Annotated in this window: 1 protein-coding gene (cut by a window edge); it reads right to left on the bottom strand. The window is 46.9% G+C overall.

The window, feature by feature from the left end; all coding sequences use genetic code 11:
* Positions 1–6: 6 nt before the first annotated feature.
* Positions 7–12,948 carry the 3' portion of a polyketide synthase PksL gene (gene pksL, locus NYE20_RS09560; RefSeq protein ID WP_161621587.1) on the bottom strand. It continues 687 nt past the right edge of the window, so 12,942 of the gene's 13,629 nt are visible here — the last part of the coding sequence; the start codon falls outside the window, past its right edge; the stop codon is at positions 7–9.

Here is a 12,948-nt window from a genome sequence, read left to right as displayed (position 1 = left end):
CCTCTCTTATTTGAAAGTTTTCCAAAACATATCTTTAGAAGCCCCTGTGTCTGAATGCACTTTTTTCTGCACGTTTTGAGCTGATGGTTTGATTAAAACGGGCTGCCTATTTAATTCCGGTAAAGGCAGAGGTTTTCTTCTAATTGGACGCTCAGCCGAGTCTTTCCAACCTTCTATAATGAGATGGGCGTTCGTTCCGCCATCTGCAAAACAATTAATTGCCGCAGCCGGCGTTGTCTCCTTCCACTCGGCTTGCGATCTGCTGAAATACAAATCTGTCTTTTCTATATCAAAATACGGCATATTTTCATTACCTGACAGGAATGGAACCAATTGTCTATTTTTCAGCATTAAAGCTACTTTAATCAGGCTCGCAATCCCCTCTGCACATAATGGATGGCCGATGTTAGGTTTCACCGATCCCAGCCCTAACGGAGCCTTTGATTCAGAACGGTAAATGGACTGGATTGCCTTTAATTCAAGTAAATCTGTTACTGCCGACCCCGATCCGTTCGCTTCGAGATAGCTGATCTCTTCAGTCTTTTTGCCGCTTTTTTCAAGCGCTGACAGCATGACGTCCTTTTGTGCCTCGAGATTCGGAGATGATGGGCCAGCCGTTCTTCCATCATTATTAATTGCTGCAGCCTTAATGACTGCATATATGGAATCTCCGTTCTCAAGCGCTTGGCTGACGGTTTTGACGAGAACCATGCCCACGCCTTCTCCTAAAATGACACCGTCTGCCCGCTTATCAAAAATATGGAATGACGGTTTGTCACATAAAAGTCCGCGCTCATGAAACATTCGATGCACATCAGCATCAAGCAAACTGACGCCGCCTACAACCGCTGCCTCAATATCTCCGCTTCGCAGAGCCTGAATGGCCATATTCAGCCCCACCAGCGCAGAGGAACAAGCTGTATCCAGGACAATACTCGGTCCCTTCAAGTCAAAAAATTGTGAGATGTTAGCTGCTAAATAGTTTTGTCCGCCAGCGACTATCGGATTTCTTGCTTTTGAAAGACTGACCGGATCAGGCTTGTGCTGGCTGCGGCCTCCTATATAAACACCAGCCCTCATGCCTTTCACTTCTTTCTCTGTATAACCGGCGTGATACCACAGCTTCAAGCTTTCCTCCAATACAGCCAAAGCTTGAGGGTCCATCGCTCTGACATCGTTTTCGGACATCATGAAGAAATCATGATCAAATCGGTTCATTTCATCAATGAGGCCCGCGTAATTTGAGCTGAAGTTCCCGAATCGTTCAGGCGGAACAGGCTCAATCGCAGACCGTCCATCACGTATTAAATCCCAGTATCCCTCTAGGGTTTCCGCTCCTGGGAACCTGCAACTAAGACCGATGATAGCGATGTCCTCAGCAAGAAGTGCCGGTTTTTCATGGCTTATCTGTTGCGACCGCTGTTCTGGCACCAGCTTCTGTTTCATTGCTGATTGCGGTTTGACAGGTGTCTGTTTCTCAGGAACAGATGGCTGTAAAACAGCTGATATGTCATATTTGGAAATGAGCCAGTGTGCAAAGGATTCTATTGTCGGGTATTCAAACAAAGTTGACGGATCAATCTCTCCATTTAATTGTTGGTTGATCTGCTGTACCAGCTGGGCCAATATAATCGAGTCGATTCCGTATTCTTGGAAAGGTTCATCCGTTTCAAAGTCTTCTGCCGCTATCTTCAATTCATCTGAAAAAAGAGTTACGAGCCAGTCGACTGTTTCATGGAACAGGTTGCGAGTGCCGGCTTGATCTTTTGTCTCAGGATGCGAAAGAGCTTCGACAGGCAGTGACGGCTGCATCAGCTTGTCCGGCTTCCAAACGTTTGTATCTGGTACTGCCGGCAGCACGACAGCATACTGTCTGTCTGATAGAATCTGGTCAAGCAGCTGTAATCCCTCGTCATTTGTCAAACTGATCAATCCAGTTTGTTCTAAAGCTTTGCTTCGAACCTCGCCTAAACCGGTCTCCTTCCAGTTAGGCCACTGAATGCTTACAATGGGACATTTATCTTGATGAGCCTCCGCAAAATAATCCATAAAAGCATTTGCCATCGCATAATCAGCTTGTCCTGCTGCTAGTGCAGGGATGACCGCTGATACTGATGAAAACAAGGTAAAAAACGCCAATGGTTCATCCTGAAGCAGGTCAAACAACGTTTGCAAACCTTCGACTTTCGGTTCAAGCACCTGTTCGATCTCTTCTAGTGATTTTCTGATAAAAGCCGGGTTTTGTTTGTTCACCATCCCGGCACAATGGATGACTCCGCCAATCGCCCCCATTGTTTCGTGTATTGTCTTCAGGCTCTGTTCGACAGCAACCCTGTCTGTGAGATCCAAAGACAGCACCTGAACTTGCGCGCCCATGTCTTCTAGCTCTTGAACGGCTTTTATTTTCTCGGCAAGCGAGGCCATTTTTACCGAATTCCACTGGTCAGCCGGCGGAAGCTCTTCACGGCCGATAAGGACCAGCCGCTTAACGCCGTATGTTTTCACAAAATGCCGTGCACACAGCAAGCCGAGACCTCTTGTCCCGCCTGTAATAAGCAGGACTTTGTCTGTTGAAAACGATACTTGCTTATGACTAAGAGCGGCTTCTGCTGGCTGCTCTGCCAAATATGCGCGATATCGCTGTCCGTTTCGATAACAGACTTCTGATTCTGTGCTCTTGGCATAAAACTCCGCTGCAATCAGTCTGGCCAGCTCCTCATGAGAGGCTTCCCATTCCATATCTGCATGTCTTGAAGTAAGATGGCTGTACTCACTTTGAAGTATACGGTATAAACCGGCCCGTGAAGCACCAGACAAATGAACAGCGTCATTTGCATAGGCCTCCAGCCCCTTTGTTACACCCAAGATCGTCAAATGATGCTTGCTTGTACGTCCTTGCTCAATCAGCTTTTGGAGCCAGTTTATCCAGCCCATAGAATGCTCATGGCTCATTCCGCACCCGATCAGATCGATTGCTCCAGCAACGTGTTCATTGTCAGCAGCAGATACCCGATCCAGCTCTTGGCTGTCAAATATACGGTAATTCGAGAAATACGTCGAAAGCTCTTCCGCTAATGCCATTGTCTCCTCATTTGCCAAAATCGCGACGATTTGATTCGTCATTTCTGCCGGTTCAATCGGACAAGGCTGCCACTGTTTACGCAGAAAGCAGCGCTTTGGCATCAGTTCGGATTGAGGCAGAGCTGTAGCAATGGTTTCGGGTTCACCTTCTTGAGTTGGCAGCCAGTAATACTCTTCCGCGAACGGATAAGCAGGCAGGCTGATTCGGCGAGGCGTGTATTCTCCATAAAGCTCATTCCAATCTATCTGCAGCCCTTTCACCCATAGTTCCGCTACTTTCTCCAGCCTTTTTTTCTCTATCCATGTTTGCAGCAATGCTTTGGCATCATGATCCGTTTCAAACAGCTTGATTTCGCTCTTCTTCGTTTTCACGTGAGCAGCAAATATGCTGCCGTTCGGCATTTCAGCCAAATAATCATCTAAAGCTTTGATCAGCATTTCTCTCGAATCCGCCAAAAACGCCATGCGATAATCCATTGCTTCCCGGCCCGTCTGAAGTGTGTATGCCATATCCTCCAGATCGATATCTTCATTGGAAGTTACGAAATCTTTCATTGCTTCCGCATAGGCCTTCAATTGCTTCTCTTTTTTCGCTGAGAGTACAAATAATGCTGAGCGGTGCTGCTTTGTTAATCGATCGTTCCTCTTGTCAGGCTGATATTCCTCTATCACAATATGGGCATTCGTTCCGCTATATCCGAAGGAGCTCACACATGCTCTCCGCGGTTTTCCATCACCCGTTTCCCAAGGCTTAAGCTCCGTATTAACGTATAAAGGAGAATGCTCAAATTCAAAATGCTCATTCGGTGTCGTGAAGTTCAATGTCGGCACAAGTGTTTTATGATTCATGCACAATAACACTTTTTGAACCCCGGCTACTCCTGCCGCCGCGGATGTATGGCCAATATTGCTTTTGACGGAACCGATTGCGCAAAACTGCTTTTTGTCTGTTTTTTCTTGAAATACGGTGGCCAGAGCTTCTAATTCAATTGGATCGCCTTGTTTTGTTCCTGTGCCGTGCATCTCGACATAACTGATACTCTCAGGATGTATACCGTATGTTTCATATATGTCTCTTTCCAGATCCATTTGGCTTTTCGCACTCGGTGCCGTGATTCCGTTTGTTTTCCCGTCCTGATTAATACCCGAGCCAATGATAATGCCATAAATATGGTCACGGTCCGCTTCCGCATCTTTCAGCCTTTTCAGAACCAGCGCACCCGCACCCTCGCCGGGCACAAAACCATTCGCGCTATTGTCAAATGCTTTACATTGTCCATCAGGTGAAAGCATGCCGGCCTCACACATACTCATGTAAGATTCCGGCGTCAGGTATAAGCTGACCCCGCCGACCAGCGCCATATCAATTTCTTTGTTTATAAGTGCCTGGCGCGCTAAATGTGTGCCGACCAATGAAGATGAACATGCGGTATCAATAGGAATCGCTGGCCCTTTTAAATTAAGAAAATATGGAATACGCGCCGCAGCGATCGCAAAGCTGTTCCCGGTGGCATTTGCTCTTGCCTGCCGATTCAGCATAACTCCATATTCATTGCTCATAATCCCAAGATAAACGCCGCATTTTTTCTCATTTAATGTTCGGGCATTATATCCGGCATCCTCAAAGGCTTTATAGCCTTCCTGCAAAAAGATTCGATGCTGCGGGTCCATCAGTTCCGCTTCTGATGGCGGAATATTAAAAAACAATGGATCAAAATGTTCAATATCATCCAGCATCCCCATTGATTTGCAGTAGACTTTCCCTTTTTTGTTGAGGACAGGATCATAGTATTTGTCTACATCCCACCGTGATGTTGGAATGTCCCGAATGGCATTTCTCGCATGAACCAGGTTATCCCAGTACTCTCTTACATTACGAGCGCCCGGGTATCTTCCCGACATCCCGACAATCGCTATCGCATCCTCCGGGCGGTCTTGATGAACAGGAACCGTTTTCTTCACATGTTCTTTCTTTTTTGGATGTTGAACAGGCTGAAGGGGCCGTTCTGCCGGCTTTGGATTAGATGATGCTGCTGGCTTTTGCAGGGCTGCTTCGAAAGAGTCAGTATGCTCTATCTTTCTATCAAGATGAGTTCCAAGCTCGGACTTTAGCATTTCGGCAAAATCACGTATCGTTGGATAATCATATACTCTGGTTACCGTAAAAGACGTTCCGTATTGCTTGTTCACCGCTTTTATCCATTCGAGTCCGGTAATCGAGTCCATTCCGATATCTATGAACGCTTCGTCAATATCCACCTCGTATGGCTCCATGTATAACACGTCTGCTATGCTTTCCCTCAAGTTTTCATGCAGCGTTTCAATTGCTACAGTATATTGTCTTGATGCAGATATTTCTGCCGCTGCATATTGAATCGTTTCTTCAGCTTCCTCTTGCACTGGCTGATGATGTTCTAACGGCTGCAGAGATATATTAGCCGGTTTAGCAGCAGGTACCGCTGTTTTTTGTCTGATCGGCGTGTACGTCTCCGTTTGTTTTTTCTCCCCAGCTTGTGTGCTTAACTCGTGTGCTAAGTAAACAGCGAAATCACGTGTTGTCGGATAATCATATACCTTTGTGACATTTAGTGATGTGCCATACTGTTTATTTATTGCTTTTATCCATTCGAGCCCGGTAATCGAGTCCATACCGATATCTATGAATGCTTCGTCTGGATCAATCTCGTTTTGGTCCATGTACAGCACTTCCGCTAAGCCCGCTGTCAGTTCATCGCACAAGGACTCCGCCGTGATCGTCTCTGTTTCTGTATCTGATGGAACCAGAGATGCTGTCCGCTCCAAACGATCCTGATTGGTCATTAAAGGCTGTAACGTAATATTGGCAGGTTTGCCACTGGCTTCTCTGTCTACAGACGGCTTTGGAATGACAGGCTGTACTGGAGCAAATGGCTCCTCCGTTCTTTTTTCCTCAGCCATTGCATGTACGTCTATCCAATAGCGATCTCTTGCGAAAGGATAGACAGGTAAACTGATGCGCCGCGGTTTTTGATCCTGATATAGCGTGCTCCAGTCGATGCGCAAACCTCTTACCCATAGGTCTAAAACCTTCGCATATTTGCCTTTTTGCAGCCATGCCTCAATTGTTTTTGACATATCCTCATCAGCAGCAAAAGCAGCAATGGCTTCTTTGTTGCGCTTTGCTTGTCCGCGATAGACATATTCACGATTTTCTGTTCCGGAGATACATTCATTCAGCTTTTCTTCAAGCTCCCGCATCGATTCCGCAACGAACGCCAGCCGTTCGTTCATCGCTTCCCGTCCGACTTGAAGCGTATAGGCAATTCGGTGTAAATCTGCTTCAACATATGTTTGTTCACGAATGGCATGCAGCAATCGCTCCGCGCGTTTCTGAAGTCTTTCCTCATTTTTTGCTGAGAGCACAATGACAGCCGGCTGTTTCCTCGCTGGTAAACGTTCCTCCACAGGTTCCGGAGCATACTCTTCTATTAAAATATGGGCGTTCACACCCCCGGCACCAAATGAAGAGACTCCTGCGATTCTCGGTAATTCGATGTCTTTGCCATTGACACTGATGATCGGCCTCTTCCACTCTTCTAGCTCTTGCTGTACTTTAAACGGCGAGTTAAGGAAATCAATATTCGGGTTCAGCACGTTTGAATGCAGGGAAGGCGCAAGCTGCCTGTATTTCATTTGGAGCAATACCTTCGTTACTCCTGCGATACCTGCCGCACTCTCACAGTGCCCGATATTTGATTTGGCTGACCCTATTGCACAAAATTGTTTGTCATCGGTTTCTTGCGTAAACACTTTGGACAGCCCTGTGATTTCAATAGGATCACCGAGAGAGGTTCCCGTGCCGTGGGCTTCGATGTAACTGACTGTCCGCGGATCAACCTTCGCTTCCACAAACGCCTTTTTGATGACATCTGCTTGGGCATTCGGATTGGGCACTGAGTATCCGTTTGTTTTTCCCCCGTGGTTAATGGCTGTCCCCTTAATGATTCCATAAATGTGATCACCATCTTCAACTGCTTTAGACAATGGCTTCAGAAGCACTGCTCCAACGCCTTCCCCCGGCACATAGCCGTCTCCGCCCTGTCCGAAGCTTTCACACCGGCCTTTGCTGGACATAAATTTGTTCTGCCCGAGCATCAAATATTTATTTGGATGGATTGACACATTCACGCCGCCCGCGAATGCCGCCTCACACTCTCCGCGCTGCAGGCTTTGGCAGGCCAAGTGGATAGCCGTTAAAGAAGAAGAACACATGGTGTCTAATGCAATACTCGGTCCGTGAAAATCAAAATAATAAGATACCCGGTTCGCGATGGATGATGGATTTCCCGTTAAAGCCAGAGACCTTCCCCGCACCTGCTCTTGTGCCCCGTACAGCTGATATTCTTCGTACATGACACCGACGTAAACACCGACGCTTCCGCCAAGCTCAGCATCACGCTTACGGCTGAGGTGCTCTCTTGTATAGCCTGCGTCTTCCATCGTTTCATACACGCACTGCAAAAATAAACGCTCTTGCGGGTCCATTAATTTTGCCTCACGCGGCGATATATGGAAAAACTGCGGATCAAACTTGTCTACATCCTTCAAGAAGCCTCCCCACTTGCTGTAGGTTTTTCCAGGCTTGTCTTTATCTTCATCATAATAAAGACTGTGATCCCAGCGGTCTGCAGGAATTTCAGTAATACAGTCTCGACCGTCTCTCAGGTTTTCCCACAATTCATCAATGTTGTCTGCCTGCGGATAGCGACCTGAGATACCGATGATCGCGATTTCTTCCGTTTCCTTCTCTCTTAACTGCTTCTGCTCTTTATCTCGCAAAGGAAGAAATCCAGACTTTCTTAGGGTAACTGGGATTTCTTGTTTTTCAGGTTCTGATTTTCTTTCAACAGAAGGTTTTCCTGTTTCAATTCCCAAGATGTCCAGCAGTTTTTCTCTGCGGGAATCAATAAAATACCGTGTTAATGAGCGAATATCCTGATATTCAAAGAACAACGTCTTGGACAAAGAACCGAATCCTTTTTCTAATTGACCCGTTACATGCATGATCATGATAGAATCGATCCCGTAATCCTCGAGAGGAGCTTCAGCATCAATCTGGCCGGCTGGCAGCTTAATCACCGAAGAAAGCACCTGTTTAAAATAGTTCTCCGCTTTTTCTCTTAGTATCTCTTCATCAATTTCCCCGATCATGTCTGCTTTTTCTGCCTCCTGATTGAGACTGCTTTTTTTGATATCGTGAGATTGGCCTTTGCCATGTCCCGTTTCATGTAAAAATGCACGAATCCGATCAGTAACACCGGAAGCAACTAACACTTGCGGCTTTCCTGACGTCCAGCCATGATATAGCGCCTGAATCCCACGATCTGTTTCCATGGCCACCATGCCTGTTTCTCTTTTCAGCATCCTTGCAGTTTCCGCATCAATTTGCATGCCCCCGTCTTTCCACAGCGGCCAGCACACTGAAAGAGTTTTTCCGTAACGCTTGTGCAGCTCTGCTTGGCCATTTCGATATTCGCTGAATGCATTCATAAATGCATTGGCCATTGCGTAATCAGCCTGTCCCGCGCTTCCTACTGCTCCGGCACCTGAGGAAAAAAGGATAAAGAAATCGAGCGGAATATCTTTCGTTGCTTCGTCAAGGTGAACCAGTCCTGTGACCTTTGGAGCAAGAACGGTTTGAACCTCTTCTTTCTTTTTCTTCATAATGAAATTATCTTTTATTAAACCGGCGCTATGAATGATGCCATCTAAGTCTCCGTAAACGTTTTGGGTTTCTTTTAATAAGGCATCAACCGCTTGTTTGTCAGCCAGATCAGCTTGTCTGTAAATCACTTGGATGCCAAGTTTCTGTAAGGCTTGAAGCTTCTTCTTCTTCCTTTCATCAAGCGGAGAGCGTCCTGTCAGGATCACAACCGCGTCATTCGTTTGGTTCGCAATTTCAGTTGCAAAGATGAATCCAAGACCGCCTGCACCGCCTGTGATCAGATACACGCCTTTATCCTTCCATGGCATGTCAGCTCTTAGGTGCTCACCAGACACTTCTTTCCACTTGCTTACAAATCGCTTCCCTTGCCAGTGGCGGATATGCGTGTCACGCGGATAGCGTCTGTTTTCCTCCAATATTTCGAATAGGTCACCAGCTGACATCCCGGTCTCTATTTCGATCAACTGTCCTGTCAGTTTTGGATTTTCCAATTCAGCCGTTTTGAGCAATCCAGTTAAGCCGCTTAATAGCTGAGGCTCGTCCAACGCAGGCACCGCCACTTGAATGAATGTATGTCCCCCTGTTTTTGAGTGCATTAGCTGTTTGATTTCTTCAAATAACTGTATGGCATAACCTTCAAACCGTTCATCAATTGTCTCTGTATCATGCTGCAGAACTGTACAGTCAAGATGATTTTGGAGGCTTTCCATTTGTTCTCCAACATCACAGACAACGACTTTATGCGTGTCGTACTCTATGAGCTCTTGCCTCTCTGCAGCACGTTCTTCCCAAATATGTTCGAACAGTAGCGTGTCAGTCGCTTCAGAAGGACCTTCTTGATCTGTTTCTAACACTCTTGCAGAATAGCCCGTCAATCGCACGCAAACCTGCCCCTCTTCATTGCATAAATCGATATCAAGCTTCTGCATACGATCCCCAGCTGTACTGCCCTCGCTATATGTGATCCGCGCCCACATAGATGCCTCGCAGCCTTTGAAGATGTGGACATCCTGTATGGCAAAAGGCAGCATTGCCTTTCTGTCTTCTAAACTCGTAGCTCCTCCCAGCCTCAAACCGATAGATGCTTGAAATGCCGAATCTATCATGCTCGGATGCAGAATATAATGGTCTTCTGTATCAGAGATTACAGGAGGCATCGTCAATTTCACTAGAACTCCGTTTTCGCCTGCATATAGGCTGTCGATCGCTCTGTGGCTGTCACCATAATGAATACCCATTTCTGTATAAGCCTCGTAGCAATCAAAAGGTGACAGCGTCCGGCCATTATAGCTTGCCTTCAATTCTTCAATGTTGATAACCGGATTTTCACCAGCCTCACAAAGCACTGCACTCCCTTGCCCATATACAATCGGCGACTCCTCTGCGCTTTCAGGGTCCCGGCAGATTTCAAATGTGATCTCACCATTTTCCTCAGGATATAGACGTACATCTATATCTTTCTGCTGTTCCGTGACGGCGAACGGCCGGACCCAGACGATATTCCGGAGTCGGAATCCTGTCGGGAACTGATCCGCAGCTGCCCTTTCCACAGCTGCCCGAACCATCTCCAATAAAGCTGCGCCAGGTAAAACGTGTTCGCCCTTTATGACATGATCCTTCAAGAAAAATTCACGTCCTGTAAACGCTGAACGGAAGCGGACACCCGATATGTCGGACACATTTTGATGCAGGAGAGGATGCAGGATGTGTCGCTCCTCCTTTAAACGATCAGTCTTTTTCTCCGCTTTCGGCACCCAATAACGCACCCTCTCAAATGGGTAAGTCGGCAGGCTGATCCGCTTTGGTTTGTTTCCGTCGTAAAGCAGTTTCCAGTCAACCCCAGATCCGTTCGCCCACTGCTCCGCAATTTGATCGAGTTTTCTTTGCTCCAGCAATTTATGTACCGATTCGGCGGGACGCGATGGTTCGCTTCCTCTTGACACGCGGCCCTTCCAGCAATGCTGAATGGTTTTTTGTCCTTCTATAAAAGCCTTCAATTGGTCGCTTAATTCTTGAATTCCGGATGCTAAGAAAGAAACCCGTTCTTCCATTGGTTCACGGCCTACCTGCAATGTATACGCCAAATCTTTAATCTGAATCCCATCATGAAGAAAATCCAAGAGACGTTTTACATATACACGAAGACGTTCTTGATTACGGGCAGAAAGCGGAATAACTGCGGATATGTCAGAATCTGAGGACAAAGAAACGTCCTGCTCCGCTGCTTGAGGAATATATTCCTCAAGGATAATATGTGCGTTTGAACCAGTTGCTCCGAAGGAACTGATACCAGCCCGCCGCGGATAAGGGACCTCTTCCCCATTCTCCTTGATAACAGGCTGCTTCCACGTTTCTGTTTTATGCTGTACATAAAATGGAGACTTTTCAAAATCAACGTAAGGATTCAGTTCTTCCGAATGCAAAGAGGGCACAAGTTTTTGATGGTGAAGCTGAAGGGCAACCTTGCTTAAACCGCTGATCCCCGCGGCGGATTCGGCGTGCCCAATGTTTGACTTTACAGAACCGATTGAACAGAACTGCCGATCCTGCGTATATTGGCGGAACGCTTTCACTAATCCCTGTATTTCGATCGGATCTCCTAAGGACGTGCCGGTTCCATGGGCTTCCACATAACTGATCGTCCGCGGGTCGATTCCCGTTTTCTCCAAGCATGTCTCAATCAGATCAGCTTGAGAAACAGGGCTCGGCACTGAAATGCCGCTTACAGTGCCCACATGATTCACAGCACTTCCTTTAATAACTGCATAAATGCGATCTCCGTCTTCCTCCGCCTGGCGCAAAGGCTTTAATAAAACCGCGCCTATACCCTCGGCAGGCACATAACCGTCCCCATCCTTTCCAAACGTACGGCAGTGTCCGTCAGTGGAAAACATATCCCAGACCCCGTATGTCATATATTTATTCGGGTGCAAAGACAGGTTCACTCCGCCTGCTAACGCAACATCGCACTCACCGTGACGTATGCTTTCCAACGCCAAGTGCACTGCGGTCAAAGAGGATGAACATACCGTATCGACAGCCATACTCGGACCGTGGAAATTACAAAAGTAAGAAACACGGTTGGCGATTTGCGCATAGTTGAGCGAAAGAGGAAACGCATTCTCTGCTGATGCTTCTTCAGCTCCGACTAATGTATAATCCTTGTGCATGACACCGGCAAAAACTCCTACATGCTGCCTTTTATTTCGTCCTTTAGGCTTGGCCAACGTCTTTGGCGTATAGCCCGCATCCTCAATCGTTTCCCAGCATGTTTCTAAAAACAGCCGCTCTTGAGGGTCCATTGTCTCCGCTTCTCTTGGCGTGATTCTGAAAAATTGGGGATCGAAGCAGTCGGGATCATCAATAAATCCCCCCCATTTGGAAATGTCCTTACCCGAAGGAGATGTGATTCCTTCAAGTTTCTGCCAATCCCAGCGCGACTCAGGAATCTCGCTAACGCAGTCCTTCCCCTCTTTCAGATTGTTCCAAAATTCATGAATATTGGCTGCCTTAGGATACCTGCCCGCCAAGCCGATAATCGCAATATCGCCTGCTGCCTCAATAGGTGCAGGACGAGAAGCTTCAACAGTCTTACGATCGTTTATTGTGTCGGAAACCCGTGCTCTTTCATTCTGGCCAAGAGAACCAGCGGCACTAAAATGCTCAGCATATTCCTCGGCAAGAAACGCTGACAGCTCCGCTATGGTGGTATGCTCAAACAGAAGAGTCGGCGAAAGACTCTCACCGATCTTATCACTGATTGTTTCTACCACCTCAAGCAAGCCCGATGAATTCAGTCCCATTTGGTAATAACCGACATGTTTTTCAACTTGTTCTACCGGCTTATTGATTTTCTCTGCGATTAATTGACTTACGAACTGTTCAGCCCCACTAAAGGAATTAACGGGAGAAGATACCATGTCAGCAGGTTTATCACGCTCAGCAGTGTCCGCTCTTGTCATCTGTGTCTCCTGTGCATCTTGATGTTTTCCGCTAATCAGCTCCGCTTCTCGCACCAGTTTGCTTGTAAAGTTTTTCAACTCAGCCACTTTTTCTCCCGACGCATTAAAAAATTCAAGTGTTACATAAATCAGCTCTTTTTCCCGCCGGACGGAGGAGCGCTTAATTCTTGTCATGCAATCCGTTTGCAAAAGTGCAGAAGC

It is taken from the genome of Bacillus sp. FSL R5-0416 (genome assembly GCF_037975425.1).
Taxonomy (GTDB): Bacteria; Bacillota; Bacilli; order Bacillales; family Bacillaceae; genus Bacillus; species Bacillus subtilis.
The sequence above is the reverse complement of the archived record's forward strand: the minus strand, read 5'-3'. Positions and strand labels throughout refer to the sequence as shown.